13 protein-coding genes and 1 tRNA gene are annotated in these 17,135 nt (G+C 48.0%); 9 read left to right on the plus strand and 5 right to left on the minus strand.

What is annotated here, in order from left to right; translation table 11 throughout:
* Window positions 1-3: 3 nt before the first annotated feature.
* The 3 genes from Q366_RS02415 to Q366_RS02425 form a co-directional block, all read right to left on the minus strand.
* On the minus strand, window positions 4-783 hold the full coding sequence (locus Q366_RS02415) for an ABC transporter permease (RefSeq protein WP_035235962.1): 780 nt from the start codon (window positions 781-783) through the stop codon (window positions 4-6).
* The gene (gene modA, locus Q366_RS02420; RefSeq protein ID WP_035235964.1) at window positions 780-1,535 is read right to left on the minus strand and encodes a molybdate ABC transporter substrate-binding protein; all 756 of its coding nucleotides are present in this window, start codon (window positions 1,533-1,535) and stop codon (window positions 780-782) included. Before modA ends, Q366_RS02415 begins: the two co-directional genes overlap by 4 nt.
* A 146-nt stretch (window positions 1,536-1,681) precedes the next feature.
* Window positions 1,682-4,252: a helix-turn-helix domain-containing protein gene (locus tag Q366_RS02425; protein ID WP_035235966.1), complete on the minus strand. Its 2,571-nt coding sequence runs from the start codon at window positions 4,250-4,252 to the stop codon at window positions 1,682-1,684.
* 286 nt (window positions 4,253-4,538) lie between these two features.
* Between Q366_RS02425 and Q366_RS02430 the strand changes: the two genes are divergently transcribed.
* From Q366_RS02430 to Q366_RS02470, 9 genes are all read left to right on the plus strand, one after another.
* Complete coding sequence (locus Q366_RS02430; protein ID WP_156968089.1) at window positions 4,539-5,099, plus strand: hypothetical protein; 561 nt, start codon at window positions 4,539-4,541, stop codon at window positions 5,097-5,099.
* 281 nt (window positions 5,100-5,380) lie between these two features.
* A tRNA-Arg gene (locus Q366_RS02435) sits at window positions 5,381-5,455 on the plus strand.
* 52 nt (window positions 5,456-5,507) lie between these two features.
* A complete protein-coding gene (locus tag Q366_RS02440; RefSeq protein WP_035236287.1) occupies window positions 5,508-6,737 on the plus strand; it encodes a peptidase U32 family protein in 1,230 nt (409 codons plus the stop codon).
* A gap of 117 nt (window positions 6,738-6,854) precedes the next feature.
* A complete protein-coding gene (locus Q366_RS02445) occupies window positions 6,855-10,046 on the plus strand; it encodes a hybrid sensor histidine kinase/response regulator (RefSeq protein WP_035235970.1) in 3,192 nt (1,063 codons plus the stop codon).
* Window positions 10,047-10,083: 37 nt separating this feature from the next.
* The gene (locus tag Q366_RS02450; protein WP_035235972.1) at window positions 10,084-10,533 is read left to right on the plus strand and encodes a chemotaxis protein CheW; all 450 of its coding nucleotides are present in this window, start codon (window positions 10,084-10,086) and stop codon (window positions 10,531-10,533) included.
* A complete protein-coding gene (locus Q366_RS02455; protein WP_035235974.1) occupies window positions 10,533-11,630 on the plus strand; it encodes a protein-glutamate methylesterase/protein-glutamine glutaminase in 1,098 nt (365 codons plus the stop codon). Before Q366_RS02450 ends, Q366_RS02455 begins: the two co-directional genes overlap by 1 nt.
* A 35-nt stretch (window positions 11,631-11,665) precedes the next feature.
* Window positions 11,666-12,508, plus strand: a complete 843-nt coding sequence (locus tag Q366_RS02460; RefSeq protein WP_035235976.1) for a CheR family methyltransferase — start codon at window positions 11,666-11,668, stop codon at window positions 12,506-12,508.
* A gap of 14 nt (window positions 12,509-12,522) precedes the next feature.
* Entirely contained in the window at window positions 12,523-14,202 is a 1,680-nt protein-coding gene (locus Q366_RS02465; RefSeq protein WP_035235978.1) for a HEAT repeat domain-containing protein, read from the plus strand.
* 38 nt (window positions 14,203-14,240) lie between these two features.
* On the plus strand, window positions 14,241-14,699 hold the full coding sequence (locus Q366_RS02470) for an N-acetyltransferase (RefSeq protein WP_035235980.1): 459 nt from the start codon (window positions 14,241-14,243) through the stop codon (window positions 14,697-14,699).
* Window positions 14,700-14,706: 7 nt separating this feature from the next.
* Here Q366_RS02470 and Q366_RS02475 read toward each other — a convergent pair whose 3' ends face one another.
* Entirely contained in the window at window positions 14,707-15,762 is a 1,056-nt protein-coding gene (locus Q366_RS02475; protein WP_035235981.1) for a hypothetical protein, read from the minus strand.
* Window positions 15,763-15,932: 170 nt separating this feature from the next.
* Window positions 15,933-17,108, minus strand: coding sequence for a phosphoglycerate kinase (locus Q366_RS02480; protein WP_035235983.1), 1,176 nt, complete (start codon window positions 17,106-17,108; stop codon window positions 15,933-15,935).
* Between the last annotated feature and the right edge of the window lie 27 nt (window positions 17,109-17,135).

A 17,135-nucleotide genomic window follows, 5' to 3' on the forward strand; every position in this document is an offset into this window, starting at 1 on the left:
TTTTTAGTATTGCCGGACTTTCTGACGCATGCCCAGCCATTTAAGCGCCATGAGCAATACAAGCCCGAGACTGATCAGAAGCCAGGCACAGGCAACAGCCAGTTCGATCTCTCCGCTGGTCAGGTTCAGGTAAACTGCGATGGGCAGGGTCTCGGTTCTCATCCGGGACGCACCTGCCACCATCAGGGTGGCCCCGAACTCCCCCAGGGTCCTTGCCCAGGCAAGGACAGCCCCGGCAAGAATACCGTTACGGGCCATGGGCAGGACAATGAAGCAAAAAACCCTGGCATCGGACAGGCCCAGCATGGCGCCTGCCTGTTCATATTTTTCATCAATGCCCTCAAAAGTAGCACGCCCGCTTCTGATCACAAGGGGCGTGGCAATGAAGATCTGGGCCAGCACCGCACCGGCCGGGGTAAAAAGGAAATCAATCCCGGTCTTTTGAATCCACTGTCCGGCAATGTTGGGGCCCAGCAAAAAAAGTAGTCCCATGCCCGTGACCAGCGGCGTCATGACCATGGGAATGTCCAGAAGGGAATCCACGACAAATTTGCCGGGAAATGTTCTTCTTGCCATGAGATAAGCGACCGGAAGGCCTAAGCCCGTGGAGATCCCCACCGAAGATACCGAGGTTGCAAGACTCAGTTTCAGTGCAAACCGGGTCTCTTCGGTTAAAAGGGCGCCAAAAAGATCGGCAATCCCCATCTGGGCTGCCAGGGCATATAAGACCGCCAGGACCCCGACGCAGCAGATGAACAGAATGCCGTAAAACAGCCGGATCATTGGGTCAGGGTCAGAAAACCAAACGTTGTGAAATACGCGACGCCCCGGGGACTTGAAACAAATTCTTTGAATTGTTCTGCAAGCGCAGCATCTTTAGCGGTTTTCAACACGGCTATACCGATGATCTCCGGGGTGTAATACGTGGTGGGAATTTCAAACATGGCAAGGGTATCCTGGTGCATAAACGCATTGGCCCGGGCCACAATCGCAGCATCCACAGCGCCCTGCACCACATAAAGGGTGAGCTGATTAACCGTGGCGCCATAAACAGCAACATTGTCCAGGAATTGTTTTTCCAGGCCCGCATTCCTGATAATATCCATGCTGGTCCGGCCCAGGGCCATGGCTTTGGGATCGCCCATGGCCAGCTTGACGCCGGGCGCGGTCATCTCTTCCAGGGTTTTGATGGCGTGTTTCCCTTTATTGTTCACGACAATCACCGGGGTGTGAAGGGCGACCTGGCTGTCAGAGAGAACCAGCCCCTTTTCTTTGAGTGTATTGATATAAAAATAGGACCCCGGCATGAACAGATCACCGCGCCGGGTCGTCTGGTACTTGACCACCTGCTTGCCGGATCCGCCATAGTCCACAATAACCTTGTGACCGGTCTGCTGCTCAAACTGTGTAATGATTTTATCCGTAGGTTTTCTCAATCCGGCACCTGCATAGAGGAACAACTCATCTGCGCAAGCGTCAAGGACGAACAGTAAAGACATACCCATAACAACCAGCACCGGAAGTAATTTTTTCATCTTGATTCTCCTGATATCGGGTGAAAATAAATATAGTATATGTTTTTACCAATGGCATTTATACGCGTCAATATAATTTTAACAATGTCATTTTCGTCCGGCCCGGGAATTGAACAGGACCCTCCGGGACAATGGCAATAAACAGCCTATCCCTGCAAGGATTCAAGATGTGTCAGGTGAGCCACGACGGCCCGGATTTCACCGTAGGAATAATCGTTCCCCAGTTCGTTTTTCATCTGGGTCAGATTTTTGTCAGGCGCCACAACTGCCGCGATGGCTGCCTGTTTTTCTTTGTCGGGCAATAACTGGTCCACAGTCAGTTCGCCTTTGGCAATAAAGGCGCATAAATGCCCCTGGATAGTGGTAACGGCCAGGCCCCGTTCTTCGGCAATTTGTTCAACGGACATGCCCTCTTTAAAGTGCATCAGGCTGATATCCCGGGTATTGAGCTCGGAAGACGCATGGCCCGAACCTTTGTCCGGGGCCGGTTCTGCCGGGCGGGATTTCGGGGATTCATCCCCAGGGATGCCCTTTTCATTGCAGTACGTATCCACCATGGCCAGCAGTTCATCCCCGTAGCTGTCCACAGTGGCAGGCCCAACCCCTTTCAGGGACTTCAAACTTTTTTTAGACCGGGGCAGGCAGACTGCGATCTGGACCAGGACCTTCTGATGGGCCACCTGGAACGCCTTGACATTTTGCGCGGCCGCGGTCCGGGTGCGCCACGCCTTTAAGGCCTGAAACAATTCAGGATGGGCAATGTCAAGTTCGGTATAATCCGTGGCAGAGGATGAACCCGCGCTTTTTTTAGACTTATCTTCGGGCACATCTGCCATGGCTTCCGATGACAGGGCACTCAGATAGGCGATTGTGGAAAATCCGTTTTTACAGGATAGAATCCCGGCCTGTTTGACGCGGACCTCCTGTTTTAAATTATCCAGGGCATTTTGCACCTGCTTGGCCAAAGCCGCATTGTCGGTTTCCACTGCACCTTTTTCAAGCAGCCTGCCAAACACCTGATCCAGTGTATTGCCGAACCAGGCACTGGCTTTTCGCACCCGCTCCTGGATAATGGCACTTGTTTCCGGCAAAGGATCCGTTGCCATTAATCCTCTCAGTTGAATCTGAAATTTATCGCTCACCTGGAACACCTGGTCCCGGGCCCTGGATTCCAGTTCCCCAGGTTCACCAAGCCCGGGAATGCGCAGCACATTGCGATTGTCCCTTGCCAGGCGCAGAAAATAAAAAAACAACCCCCTGAAACCTGAACAGTCAAAGCATTTAAGCACCAGGGTCTGCTGGCAGGCGGCCCGGGCAGATCTGAAAATAGCGGCAAGATCCTGGTCCGGTGAAGCAGTCCGGTTCATGAAATCCACCACCACCGGGTCAGTACCCAGGGCGCTGGAAGGCACAGGGGCGGTGAGTACCAGCCCGTCAAGGCTGGTACAGCGGCTCAAGGCCACATAGACCTGACCGTGGGCAAAGGCATTTTTCGCATCCACAATGGCCCGGTCAAAGGTTAAGCCCTGGCTTTTATGAATGGTGACAGCCCAGGCAAGCTTTAACGGGAACTGCTTGAATGTCCCCACCACCTCCTGCTGGATGGTTTTATCTTCCTGGTTTACCTTGTATGTGACATTTTCCCAGTCCACGGGCTTGACCTCCACAACAGGGCCGTCCTTAACAGGGTCTGATGCGCTTTCTCCGACCGCGCTTCCGGCACTGCCCCGGCAGGCCACGGTTACGGTTTCGGTTCCCACATGGGTGACCTGGCCGATGGTGCCGTTGAAATAGGCTTTATCAGGGGAGGCGTCATTGCGCAAAAACATCACCTGGGCCCCGGGTTTAAGGGTAAGCTGCTCTCCTGTAGGAAAGGCATGGGACGGAAAATCTCCGGACACCTTTGCAGCCAGTGTGTATGCTTTCTCCCCAAGCCGGGCCAGTTTCAGGTCATTGATGGATTCGGCTCTTCGATTATGCGTGGTCAAGGTAATGTAACCCTGGTCCGGGGGGGTGGGCGTCACCTGCTGGTTGAGGAGATCGGTACAGCGGCGGTCCATGCGGTTTTCACGCACGGCATTGAGCAGGCGGATAAAATCAGGATCGCTTTGACGGTAAACGGTCTCAAGCTCTATGGTCACCAGATCGGAACGGTTTAAGGCCTGGCTTGAAAAAAAATAAGGGGACGCATAATAATTGGATAAAAGATCCCATTCATCGGGTCTGGTCACCGGCGGCAATTGGAACAGGTCGCCGATGAGCAGCAGTTGAACGCCGCCAAAGGGCCGTTCATCCCGGCGCAGCCTTCGCAACACAGCATCCAGGGCATCCAGCAGATCAGCCCGGACCATGGAAATTTCATCGATCACCAGAAGATCAAGGCCGTTGATGATCTGTTTTTTCACCTTTGAGAACCTGAAAAAACGTCGGTTGTCCTGGGGCCGGTCACTTTGCCCGGGGAAAAAAGGCCCTAACGGAATCTGAAAAAAGGAGTGCAGGGTCACGCCTCCGGCATTTATGGCGGCAACGCCCGTAGGGGCCGCAACAATGAACTGCTTGGGGCAAAACGCCGACAAAGATTTCAGGAACGTAGTTTTCCCGGTACCGGCCCTGCCCGTCAGATAGATATGACACAGGGTTTCGGTGATAAAAGCCCGGGCCGCCTGGATCTTTGTGTTGCCTTCAAAGGAAGGTAATGTGGATTGCGCATTATCCATAGATCCGCCTTATACCAAAAAAATTTATATCCTGTCCACTAGCTCCAAACATTATCATTGTGTGGGCAAAGGCCCTTTTTCCACCGGGTCAAATCCCGTATCTTTGGTATCCCGGGCGGTCAGGCCGGTCTCTCTGGGGCATAGACATCAGGATCACAGGTTTGAAACATCAAGAGGTTTCTGGTATATGAATAGCGCCCGAATGGAAATCCGTGTTTGGAATTCGTCGGCTAAATGGATTAATTAAAATAAAACGTAACATTCTATTATAGTTGGAGTAATAAAAATGGCAAAGTGCTCAATATGCAATTCCCGGAAAGGTAAAAGAAAATGTTTAGTTTCTGACACCATGATTTGCAGTCTTTGCTGCGGGACATCCCGCAGTGAAGATGCTTGTATGGGATGCGCATACTATCAAAAGCCAAAAAGAAAATATAATGAGGTGCCTATATTCACAACCTTACAAATGGAAAATGATACGCAGTTATCAGATTACTCGAATGTGATCGAGGGTGCATTATGTTCATACGACATTGAATTGGAAAACAAACTGCAAGATGTGAATGCGATAAAAATTCTGGAGTTGCTGCTTGATAAATACCATTTCTCAGATACTAAAATTGAGACGAACGACCCTATCTTAATTTCCGGTTTTAACTACCTCGACAAAACAATTGAAAAAGATATGCCCCAAATTGATCGCAAGACGTTGGTAAAAGTGTTGGCTGTTATCCGTTTTGTGGCAAAGAGAAGAACAAAAATTGGACGAGAATACATGAGTATTATTCACCAATATGTGGGACAAAGGATTGATACAGGGATAAGAGTATTGCCTAACTTGTTATAGAGATAACGTATTCAAATATTGTTTCCGGCAACAACGCGAACCTGTGCCACTATAAAACTGAAGAATAGAATAGGATTAGACTGATAATATAATATGGGACCCATATCCAAAAAAATTTTTCATTAACCAACCATAATTGAAACAAAAGTCATATCCGGATCAATTTATCACTTGCTTTCATAATAATTTTCGAATATATCCCAATTCCCATTAATTTGGAGGCTTGAGTATTGTTTAAAAGGCCGGTTTATGATATTTATAGCCCGAATTAATAACTATGAGCCCCCGTAGCTCAGTGGATAGAGCATAGGATTCCTAATCCTTGAGCGCAGGTTCGATTCCTGCCGGGGGCACCACTCTTTGAAAAAGGCTTGGCTGTACGGACATCTTCGCCGCACCTTGGATATAATGCCAGATGTTTTAACAAAACCAGAGTTGCTTGCACCGGTCGGCAACTTTGAAAAACTTGAAATTGCCGTCCATTACGGGGCAGATGCGGTGTATCTGGGCGGTAAGGATTTTAGCCTGAGGAATTTTTCAGGCAACTTTACAGATCGCGAGCTTGAAGATGCGATAAAATTTGCCCGAAAGCACCAGGTTAAAGTATATCTGACTTGCAACATTTATTCCCGCAACCATGAGCAGGACAGTATCGAAGCCTTTCTGGAAAGAATAGGCAATATCGGCCCCCATGCCGTTATCATTTCAGATCCAGGCATTATCCTAAAGGCCAGGCAGATTATCCCCCACATTGATATCCATTTAAGCACCCAGGCCAATACCACAAATTTCAATGCAGTCCTGTTCTGGGAACAGCAGGGTATTAAACGGATAAACCTGGCAAGGGAATTATCCATTGAAGAGATAAAAACCATTGTATCGCGTACAACGATCCAGACCGAGACCTTTGTCCATGGCGCCATGTGCATGTCCTACTCCGGCAGGTGCCTTTTGAGCAGTTTCCTGAGCGGCCGCGACAGCAACAGAGGACTGTGCAGCCATCCCTGCCGCTGGAATTACGCGGTCATGGAAGCGCTTCGGCCCAATGAATATTATCCTGTCCAGGAGGACAGCCGCGGCACCTATATTTTTAATTCCAAGGACATGTGCCTGATAGACCACATTCCCGAATTAATCCATGCCGGTATTTCCTCTTTTAAAATAGAGGGCCGGATGAAAGGAATAAACTATCTGGGTTCTGTGGTAAAAACATATCGCAACGCTATTGACGCATATATCGCAGAGCCGGATTCTTATTCCGTCCGCCCGGAATGGCATTCAGAACTGTACCAGATATACCACAGGGCCTACTGCACCGGGTTTTATTTTGGCCACCCGGATGACGGATCAAAAAGCACCTTGAATCCAGACAACACGCATAAAGGAAAAATCCATAGTTTTATCGGTAAAATTATTGAAAACCGTGGAAAAAATTTATATTTGATTGATATTAGAAACAAGCTGATACCTGGTGACGAAATAGAAATTCTCAGTCCCCAGGGCCCTGCACGGCAAACCAAGGTATTGTCACTGACAACTGAAAAAGCAGAACCCGTGGATAATGCGAAACCCAATACACGCCTGCTTATTGAGATACCTATGGACGTATATCACAACGATATTGTTCGCAAAATATAAGTGCGTTGCAATAACCTGCCGGCATCTTTAGTTTTGACTTTACATTACATCTTCGGTAGATTATCTTTATATCAACGATTTTAATCATTTCTATGACATTCTTTCAGGAGCGTTAATATGTTTGAAGACGACGAAACCCTACAGATGTATATTGAAGAATCTCTGGATCACTTGGCAGACATTGAAAGTGATTTACTGACCATTGAGGAAGGCGGCGCAAATATTGATCTTGACCTGGTCAACAATGTTTTCAGAGCGGCCCATTCTGTCAAAGGCGGTGCAGGATTCATGGGGCTGACAACCATTAAAAATCTTGCACACCATCTTGAAAATGTACTAGGAATGATCCGAAACAGAGAACTAATTCCTGATTCTGAAAAAATAAGCATATTACTCAAAGGGTTTGACGAGCTTGAAAGTCTGTTGAAGAACATTCAAACCAGCAATGGTGTTGATATTTCCGCCCATGTCCAGGCGTTGGAAAATATAACCAGTGCGACAACACCTGAGCCTGTCCAGAAGGCGGGGCAAGAGGTCCAGGTAGCCGCTCCGGCAGAAGTACTTGCTGATATTTCACTTCGGGACGGCAGAAAATTTCAGCAGGTACCGCTTAAGGAAATTGAAACCTGCAAGGCCGAGGGCAAAAATCTGTTCCTTGTTGAATATGACCTGATCAACGATATTCAGCAGCAATCCAAAAAGCCTATGGACGTTTTAAACAATCTGTCTAAAACCGGCACCGTTATTGAAACCAGAATTGATTCAGGCAGCGCGGGCACACTCGGCGACGCAGGCATGCCTGGAAAGCTTCCTTTCCAGGTACTGTTTGCCTCCATTATCGAACATGATATGGCCGAGACTCTATTTGGCGTCGCAAATCGGTGCATCCATGTCATTACAGACGATATGATCAGCTCTGCCGCAGACAGCACCGGTGAAACCCCGCCGCCTCTGCCCCAGCCTGTTGAAATAGTAAGCGCAGCGCCCCAGCCCGCTCCTGTGGCCACACCGGCAGTTGCAGTTGCAAAACAGCAGAACAAACCGACAATTCAGGAAGCCCCTGTGGACAAACCCCAGGAAAAAGATTTGGCCATTGGCGGGAAACCCCAGAACTCTTTGCGTGTTAATGTCGGGCTGCTTGACACGTTGATGAACCTTGCCGGAGAGCTTGTACTCAGCAGAAACCAGCTTCTTCAGGGAGTCAACTCGTCTAACATAAAGGCAACAGAGCTTTCCAGCCAGCGAATTGACATGATCACATCAGAACTCCAGGAAGCGATCATGCGCACGCGGATGCAGCCCATTGCCAATATCCTGAACAAATTTACCCGGGTGGTCAGGGATCTGTCCCACCAGTTGGGAAAATCCATAGATCTGGAAATCGAAGGCAAGGATGTTGAGCTGGATAAAACCATCCTGGAATCCATCAATGACCCGTTGACCCACCTTATAAGAAACTCCGTTGACCATGGCATTGAAACACCCATGGAAAGGGAGCAGATGGGCAAAGATGGCACGGGAAAAATTGTTTTAAAGGCATTCCACGATGCAGGCCAGGTCAATCTTGTCATCTCAGACGATGGACGGGGACTGTATCCTGACAAAATAGCCTCATCTGCCATTGAAAAAGGCCTGATATCCGAATCACGGGTGGCGGAAATGTCGGATAAGCAAAAAACCGAACTGATTTTCCTACCGGGATTTTCAACGGCCAAGGAGGTCACGGATGTGTCCGGCCGTGGCGTAGGCATGGATGTGGTGGTCACAAACATTGAGGCGTTAGGCGGGATTATAGAACTTGATTCAACACCCGGACAGGGAACCGATATTCAGATCAAGCTGCCTTTGACCCTGGCCATTATTCCCAGTCAGATCACCTCTGTCGGCAATGAACGCTATGCAGTTCCCCAGGTCAACCTCAACGAACTGCTCAGGATTCCGGCAAGCCAGATCAAAGAAAAAATTGAAAAAGTCGGGGATGCCGATGTTGTCAGGCTCAGGGGCGAGCTTCTTCCCCTTTTGGACCTGGCGGACATGCTCGGCATCCAGCGCACTTATGTTGACCCTGAAACCGGCGAAAAACACGAAGACCGCAGGACCAGGATCGCTGACCGCCGATCAAAGGTCCACATGCCCGGAGAGGTTTCTGTTTCTGAGAATGAGACAGAAAATAAAACAAAAAGAGAGAAAAGCGACCGCCGTTATCGTGCCTCTTCTGCGATCAATATTGCGGTTGTATCTGCCGGGGCATTCAAATACGGCCTTGTGGTGGATCAGCTCCATGATTCCGAGGAAATCGTTGTTAAACCCGTGGGCCGGCATTTAAAAAAATGCACAGCCTATGCCGGTGCCACGATTATGGGTGACGGTAAGGTGGCGCTGATCCTTGATATATCCAACCTTGCCCAGATGGCCGAACTTTCCGCCGTTGCAGAAGCCAGCCAGAATGCTGCCAAAGCCGCAGAGGAAGAAGAGGCGGCCAGAGCCGATAAGGTCGCGTTACTGACATTCAAGAATAACGAAAAAGAACATTTTGCCGCGCCGTTAAGTATTGTGGAACGTATTGAGCGGATCAAGACATCCGACATTGAGCAGATCGGCGGCCGCAAGGTTGTCCAGTACCGCGGCGGTTCCCTGCCCCTGTATGAACTCTCCCAGGTGGTAAACGTTCAACAACTCCAGGACAGAGACCAGCAGGAAGTTATTGTCTTCAAGGTTAAAGACCGGGAACTAGGGCTTATGGTTACCCCGCCGGTGGATGCCCAGGAAGTTGTGCTTAACATTGACAGCTCTACCCTGAAGCAGCCTGCCATCAGCGGCTCCATGATTATCAACAACCATACCACGTTACTGGTGGATGTTTTTGAACTGGTTAAAACGTTGAACCCGGAATGGTTTGAAGCCGAAGCCAAGGCAGCCGCAACCATGGCCGAAGACGGCGGGAAAATAATCCTGTTTGCTGAAGATTCAGCCTTTTTCAGAAACCAGGTCAAACAATTCATGGTAGAGGACGGCTTCAAGGTCATTGAAGCTGAAGACGGGCTTATTGCCTGGGAACTGTTAAAAGAACGCGTTGATGAAATTGACCTGGTTGTAACGGATCTGGAAATGCCCAATATGGACGGATTCGAATTTACCAAGCGGATTAAGAATGATCCTGCCTATTCACATCTTTCCGTTATTGCCTTGACATCCCTTGCCAGCGAAGCGCATATTGAAAAAGGTAGATCAGTGGGTATTGACGAATATGAGATAAAACTTGACAGGGAAAAACTGATGGCTGTTATCAGGCAATATATGAATTTGTAAAACAGCCACAAAGCAGATATCCGTTAAGGAGTTTTACATGACAAAAGAGACCAAAGAAACCACATCCAATGACATAGAGTTCTCCACATTCTATGTTGGCGGGGCCATTTGTGGAATCGACATATTAAATATTCAGGAGATCAATAAGCATTTTGAAATTACACAGGTGCCCCAGTCATCTGAATACGTCAAGGGCATATTGAATCTTCGGGGCAGAATTGTGACCATTATTGACCTGGGCAAAAAACTGGGTCTGTCTCCGGTTGCGCCAAGCAAAGACAACCGCAACATCATTGTCAATTCTGAAGATGAGCATATCGGCCTTCTGGTGGATGCCATTTCCGATGTGGTCATCACCCAGAAGGAAAAAATAGAGTCCGCACCGTCAAACATTGGTGGTGTCAAAGGCAAATTTTTCCAGGGTGTTTTAAAAACAAAAAATCAGTTGATTGGAATTCTTGATATTGATGAGGTGCTCAAAGAATAATGAACACCATCACCGTTCTTGTTGTTGATGATACAATTGTTTACCGTAAAATTGTTGGGGACGCACTCAAACAGATGCCGGGCATTGAGGTGGTCGGTACCGCAAACAACGGAAAAATTGCCCTTTCAAAAATTAAAACCCTTAAACCGGACCTGATGACCCTGGATATTGAAATGCCGGAAATGAACGGCATTGAACTCCTTCAGGAACTTCAGAAGATGGACAGCCCGCCCTTGGTAATCATGGTCTCCACCCTGACCCACCAGGGAGGCGTGCTGACCCTGCGGGCTCTGGAGCTTGGTGCCTTTGACTTTCTGCCCAAGCCTGAACAAGGCAACATGGCAGAAAATATGCTCAAAGTCCAAAAAGCCCTTGAGCCTATTGTACGCCATGTCAAACGCCATAAATTCGGAATCATTGATCCTCCGGCCAGACCCAAACATGCGGCGCCGATTCAGACAAGGGCTGCGGAACCAAAGGCTTCCCCCAGGCCGGTATCGTCCAGGCCAGCCGGTATCAGGTCCAAATCCGAAATTATAGGTATCGGCATATCCACCGGCGGTCCCAATGCATTGACAAAAATGATACCCATGCTGCCCAGGGACCTCAAGGTACCGGTCCTCATTGTACAGCATATGCCGCCTGTATTTACGGCATCCCTTGCCGCCAGTCTGGATAAAAAGTCCGCTCTTGACGTCAAAGAGGCCAAGGATGGAGACATCATCGAACCCGGCAAGGTATTCATTGCCCCCGGAGGCAAACAGATGAAAATTGTTGCAGGGGCGGACGGTTTGACCCGAAAAATAAAAATTACGGATGATCCACCGGAAAATTCATGCAAACCCTCGGCAGATTATCTGTTTCGCTCCATTGCCCAGCACTATGTCGGCAGAGCTACAGGTGTCATCATGACCGGTATGGGCTCTGACGGAACAAAAGGGCTTGTCCTGATGAAAAACAACGGCAGTTTCATTATTGCCCAGGATGAAAAGACATGCACCGTTTACGGCATGCCCAAAGAACCCACGGAATCCGGGATAGTCGATGTCATCGCACCATTGGAAAAAATTGCAGATGAAATCGTAAAAACCGTTTAACCTGAAACCCAGCAGCCGATACCGACACGATACTTATGAGCAAAATCAAAGTAACTCCGGAAGAATTCAAAACATTTTCCCAATATATTCTGGATATATCTGGGATTGCCCTCGGTATTGGGAAAGAATACCTTTTGGAAACCAGACTCAACCCTCTGTTTGCCAAATACCAGTGTAATTCATTTTCGGATTTGCTGAAAAAATCTAAACACGGTTTTAACAAAGAGCTGGAAGGCGAAATTATTGATGCCATATCCACCAATGAAACCTATTTTTTCAGGGATAAATCGCCGTTCAAACTTCTCCAGCATAAAATACTGCCGGACCTGATCGATAAACGTTCAAAAAAGAGTTTTGGCAAACCCACCATAAGGATATGGAGTGCGGCCAATTCAACGGGGCAGGAACTATACAGTATTGCCATGACCATGATTGAAATGGGTGTAACGCTTGACAAGTACAATATCAGGCTGTTTGGTACGGATATCTCAGATGCAGCCATTGCCAAGGCCAGTTACGGCGTTTACAACAAATTTGAAGTGGCGCGCGGGCTTGAGCCTGCCCGGCTTAACAGATTCTTTCAACCCAAGGAGGACAAGTATAAGGTTAAAGACGAGCTTCGGGCCATGGTTCAGTTCAAAAAAATGAACCTGATGAAACCGTTTATCGGTATTGGAAAATTTGATATTGTCCTTTGCCGGAATGTGATGATCTATTTCACCACCGAAGATCGCCGGAAAATTTATTCAAATATTTCAAAGGTCATGGAACCGGACGGATACCTTTTGATCGGTTCCACGGAATCGCTGGTCAATGACACAGACCTTTTTGCATCTTTCAGGTATTTAAACTCGGTATTTTACCAGTTTAAAAGTTAGTGGAGCCAAGTACTATGGGTGGTATTAATGCACAAGATTTTATTAATGAACTAATTTTCTGTCTCAACGAAAAAGATACAGTCAAGGCCAAGGCCCTGCTTCAATTTGCATCGGACGCCGACGTTGATGTCCAGGTACAGAAAATGGCCCTGGCAGAGCTTGCAAAAGGACCTGAAACCGTTGTTTTTCCTTTGCTTGGATACCTTACCAAAATAGAAATTTCCAACACGGAAATCCAGGAAAGCCTGTATGATCTGATTTTGGACAAAGCATACGGCAATACCAATCTGGTCACAGAATATATTACGCAAAACAACGAAAAAAAGACCCGGATTCAATTTATCAGGGCAGCCGGAGATCTGTTCCTTGAAGAAACCATCCCGGTTCTAATCCAGGTTGTGCAGGATGAAACAGACCGGGAAATCATTATCCCGGCCATTCATTCACTTGCTGTATTCCGCAAACCCGAATGCCTTGAAATCTTTTCTTTGTTTACCACGCATTCAGACCCCGACGTCATCAAAGCAGCCATTTTCGCCATCGGGGCCTTGTCCAATCCCCTTGCAGCAGATACCCTGATCAGTTTTTTATGCGAAAATGAGATCATAAACAAACTGGTTGTTCAGGCCTTGGCAGATAAGCAGGAACTTTATGACCTGGAAAAAATAACCCGTCTTCTATCGTCCCCTGTCACCATTATCAGGGACACGGCCATTGATGAGCTTATCAATATGGGGAAAAAGGCCACTCCGCTTCTCACCAGGGCATTCCAGAATGCAGAAGCCGACTATATGGTGCATCTGATCACCACCCTTGGCTACATAGAGGATCAGGCTGCTATTCCCGCCATCATGGACATTATCAATACCCAGCCCAAGGATGCCAACATCCGCCAGGCCGCTTACGAAGCCATGGAACGTATTCCTTCGCCCCGTACAGCCATCTGTCTGGTCCAGGGTCTCCAGGACCCGGAAGAATCCGTGCGCATGAGTGCAGCCCGGGCCATTGACAAAAATCTGTCAAAACCATTGGTAGCCGGACTGAAAAATATTATCCGGGACAAATCCCCCGAAGCAATATCAACTGTAGGCGCACTTATAGATACCGATGCAACCAATATTTTCAGTTTTTTAATGGGTGAAGAATCCTTCAGGGAACTTGCCGGCACCCATATTGCTGAAAAAGCATCCCCTTCCACCCGCAAAGCCTTTTTAAAAAATATGGAGTCCTTAGGGCAGGTTGAGTTTGCCAAAGAAATTGCATCAAGAATCACCGGCGAGGATCAGGAAAAAGAGTTACCTTCTGTGAAAATTGTTGTGGTGGATGACTCAAAAATGATGCTTAAACTATATCAGAACAAATTGTCTCACCTGGGACTTGCCTGTGAAACCTACCACCGGCCGGAAGATGCGATGAAACGGATACTGTCCGGGAAAACAAACCTTGTCATTACGGATTTAAACATGCCCAACATCAGCGGTCTGGAACTTACCATGGAAATAAGGCGCAAATTTACCCGGACGGATCTGCCCATTCTGATGATCACCACCCAAAGTGATTTTATAGAAGAAAAAGACGGAGATGTAGATGTCAACGAGGTCCTTTTGAAAAAATCCGGCATCAATAAAGTCCTTCACAAACCCTTTAATGACAATGAGTTCAAAAATTCTATTTTTAAACTGCTGCCCACCTGATACAATCCAAAGAAGCCTCCCATAAGGAATTTTACCCCATGATCAGAAAAGCCCTCATCCATGATGTTGTCCCCATACACGCCCTGCTTAAATTTTATGCCGGAAAGGGAGAACTTCTAGGCCGCCCCTTAAGCAACCTTTACGACCATTTACGGGATTTTTGGGTATATGAAGATGATGATACCGGCATCATAACAGGTTGTGCAGCCCTGGCCTTTTGCTGGGAAGATATCGCTGAAATCCGCTCCGTTGCGGTAAAAGAGGAACACAATGGTCAGGGGATCGGATCAGCCCTTACAGAACGCTGTATCCAGGAAGCCTTTTATTTTAAATTAAAAACATTGTTTGCGCTGACCTACCGCCCGGATTTTTTCGCCCGTTTCGGATTTGCAATAACTGAAAAAAGCAACCTGCCCATGGTCAAAATCTGGGCCGGGTGCCTGGACTGTGTTAAGTTTCCGGATTGTGATGAGATAGCGATGATCAAAGAGTTATAGCTTTTGTTCAGGTATACACCATCTTGTAGGGAATGGGGGCATACTTTGATACGGACGGTTTGGGAAGGATCTGTTCTTCGGACACGGTCAGCCAGTTATTATCCGGATTCAGTTCCCGAAGGCGTCCGCCTTCCGAGGGCAGGGCATGACTGGTGTAATCATACCAGACATTGAAAATACAGATATAGAACTTACCCTGGCGGGCCACCACATAATTATTGGTAAAGGTGTTCTGGGGAACACCCACCTGCTGGGCCAAGGCCTTGACCTGGTCAACCACAAGCTTTACCAGGACGGACTTTGATACGCCTTTTTCATCGAAACGCAGCAGGCTTCGTGATTCGCTGGACGCAACATACACCGTCGTAATCGAGTTGAGCTGCCGGAAATACTGGGCAGCGACAACGGCAGCCGTCCTCCGGCCGCCGGCCAGCACAGGAACCCCATAATACTCAAACAATTTTTTTTGCATATTTTCAGCATAACTATCCCCTTTCTCGTACAGGTCTTTGGAGATATAACGTAAAAATTTGGCAAGGGTTTCAGATGCATCTGCAATGGGCCAGTCCACCCTGACGTGAAAATGGGTCAGGGCGTACTGGGTCTTCAGCCGCTGGTTGGGCTGGATTAAAATGGCATAATCCACGGGCAGCAGATTTTTAAGAAGAGAAAAGAAACCGTCGGACTCAAAACATTTTATGTTCCGGTTGTAGTTTTCAATATCCGGAAAATCTTTGAGCCCCAGCAAATTGGTTTTCGTGGTTTTATTGACGTCAAAATACCGGATATACTTTTTGTGAATTTTATCAATATAATCTTCACTGAAAATGATCAGAAATGAATTTTGTGCTTCAAACTCCACGGAAGGGATGCGCGCCCGGGGTTTGAGTTCCCTTAACTCAACAAAGGGATAAGGGGTCCGAAATTTTAAAAAATTATTGTAGGATCCCACAAGGGCGTAATCCAGAACAAACTGGTCCAGTTCATCCCTTAATACCTGGTAATAGGATCGGCGCAGCCGGTCCTCTCTACTCAGAGCGTGCCGTAATTTGCAAAATTTCACCTCACGTTAGTCCTTTCTGGCTTTAGCTATTACCTGAAGGAAACCCGTGTTTGGACGAAAAGTTGCCCAGATGCAAGGCGCATAAAAATTTGTAACCGGAGCAACCTTATGGTTGTGAGGATTGCAAATTTTTATGCAACGCCGCAGATGGGTGACTTTCCGTTCAAACACTATTTCAGGGCAGCCACTCCGGGCAATACTTTCCCTTCCATCATGTGCAGAAAAGCCCCGCCCCCGGTGGAAATATAGCTGATTTTTTCCGTAATCCCGCATTTTTTGGCTGCAAGGCCCGTATCGCCCCCGCCCACCACAGAAAACGCAGGCGAATCGGCAATGGCATCCGCTACGGCCTGGGTACCTGCAGCAAACCGGTCCATTTCAAACACCCCCATGGGGCCATTCCACACAATGGTACCGGCATTGGCAATGGCATTGGCAAAGCCCTGGGCACTTTCAGGACCAATATCCAGGGCCAGCCAGCCATCCGGAATTTGATCCAAAGAAACCGTGCGCGATTCGGCATCCTTGTCAAAACGATCCGCAACAACCAGGTCTGTGGGTAAAAGCAGATCAATGCCTTTTTCCTTTGCATGGGCCATGATATCCGCAGCGGTCTCAATCAAATCCGCTTCTATCATGGACCCCTTGGTATCCACGCCATTTGCCGCAAGAAAGGTATTGGCCATGGCACCGCCGATAATCATGCAGTCCACAAACCTAAGCATATTTTCAAGGGCAGCCAGCTTGCTGGAAACTTTTGCGCCGCCAATCACGACGACCAGCGGTTTTTTGGGATGTTCCACAGAATCTGAATATGAACGCACCTCTTTTTCAAGCAGAAAACCGGCTACAGATGTTTTCGCATACGTGGCAATGCCGGTAACCGATGCCTGGTCCCGATGGGATACGGCAAAGGCATCGTTCACATAAACGTCGCAGAGGTCTGCAAGGGCCTTTGCAAACCCAGGATCGTTTTTCTTCTCTTCATCATGAAATCTTAAATTCTCAAGCATAAGAATCTGGCCGGGCTCAAGGGCGTTTACCTGCTTTTTCACCGCATCTCCAATGCAGTCATCGGCAAATGCCACAGGGATTTTTAAAAGCTCAGACAGTCTGACCGCTGCAGGCCTGAGACTGAATTTTTCGTCCCGATTGCCTTTGGGACGCCCCAGATGGGAGGCCAGTACCAGTTTGGCGTTTTTTTCAAGCAAATAGGTAATCAGGTCCAGGGTGGCCCGGATCCGGTTGTCGTCAGTAATCTTCCCCTGGTCATCCATGGGCAGATTGTAGTCCACCCGAATAAAAAGGGTTTTACCATTTACATCGATATCTCGAACCGATTTCATGTTTCCTCCTGATAAATAAGCTTAGTA

The sequence above is a fragment of the Desulfobacter vibrioformis DSM 8776 genome (genome assembly GCF_000745975.1).
Classification (GTDB): Bacteria; Desulfobacterota; Desulfobacteria; order Desulfobacterales; family Desulfobacteraceae; genus Desulfobacter; species Desulfobacter vibrioformis.

Excerpts from the sequence above, each read along its gene's own strand:
- Q366_RS02480 (WP_035235983.1), bottom strand. The coding sequence starts at position 17,108 with ATGAAATCGGTTCGAGATATCGATGTAAATGGTAAAACCCTTTTTATT.
- Q366_RS02440 (WP_035236287.1), top strand. The coding sequence starts at position 5,508 with ATGCCAGATGTTTTAACAAAACCAGAGTTGCTTGCACCGGTCGGCAAC.
- Q366_RS02465 (WP_035235978.1), top strand. The coding sequence starts at position 12,523 with ATGGGTGGTATTAATGCACAAGATTTTATTAATGAACTAATTTTCTGT.
- Q366_RS02445 (WP_035235970.1), top strand. The coding sequence starts at position 6,855 with ATGTTTGAAGACGACGAAACCCTACAGATGTATATTGAAGAATCTCTG.
- Q366_RS02460 (WP_035235976.1), top strand. The coding sequence starts at position 11,666 with ATGAGCAAAATCAAAGTAACTCCGGAAGAATTCAAAACATTTTCCCAA.
- Q366_RS02430 (WP_156968089.1), top strand. The coding sequence starts at position 4,539 with ATGGCAAAGTGCTCAATATGCAATTCCCGGAAAGGTAAAAGAAAATGT.
- Q366_RS02425 (WP_035235966.1), bottom strand. The coding sequence starts at position 4,252 with ATGGATAATGCGCAATCCACATTACCTTCCTTTGAAGGCAACACAAAG.
- Q366_RS02455 (WP_035235974.1), top strand. The coding sequence starts at position 10,533 with ATGAACACCATCACCGTTCTTGTTGTTGATGATACAATTGTTTACCGT.
- Q366_RS02415 (WP_035235962.1), bottom strand. The coding sequence starts at position 783 with ATGATCCGGCTGTTTTACGGCATTCTGTTCATCTGCTGCGTCGGGGTC.
- modA (WP_035235964.1), bottom strand. The coding sequence starts at position 1,535 with ATGAAAAAATTACTTCCGGTGCTGGTTGTTATGGGTATGTCTTTACTG.
- Q366_RS02450 (WP_035235972.1), top strand. The coding sequence starts at position 10,084 with ATGACAAAAGAGACCAAAGAAACCACATCCAATGACATAGAGTTCTCC.
- Q366_RS02470 (WP_035235980.1), top strand. The coding sequence starts at position 14,241 with ATGATCAGAAAAGCCCTCATCCATGATGTTGTCCCCATACACGCCCTG.